The sequence below is a fragment of the Pseudomonas sp. E45-MNA-CIBAN-0222 genome, assembly GCF_040310405.1.
Taxonomy (GTDB): Bacteria; Pseudomonadota; Gammaproteobacteria; order Pseudomonadales; family Pseudomonadaceae; genus Stutzerimonas; species Stutzerimonas stutzeri_AC.
Map to the genome: position 1 here is coordinate 1 of NZ_JBEOPU010000076.1, position 279 is coordinate 279.

Annotated in this window: 1 protein-coding gene; it reads left to right on the top strand. The window is 62.7% G+C overall.

The window, feature by feature from the left end; genetic code table 11:
* Positions 1-279: aldehyde dehydrogenase family protein (locus tag AAEZ08_RS22840; protein ID WP_500125165.1), on the top strand; the 279-nt coding region annotated here is incomplete at both ends.

The following is a 279-nucleotide window of genomic DNA, read 5'->3' on the forward strand; positions in this document are numbered from 1 at the left end:
GCTCGGGCCAGGTGTGCACCAACGGCACCCGCGTGTTCGTGCCAACCGCACTCAAAGCCGCTTTCGAAGCCAAGATTCTGGAGCGCGTTGCGCGCATCCGCATCGGCAACCCGGAAGACGAAAACACCAACTTCGGCCCGCTGGTCAGCTTTGCTCACATGGAAAGCGTGCTGGGCTACATTGCCAAGGGTAAAGAAGAAGGTGCCCGCTTGCTGTGCGGCGGCGAACGTCTGACCGAAGGCGCACTGGGCAAAGGCGCCTTCGTGGCCCCGACCGTGT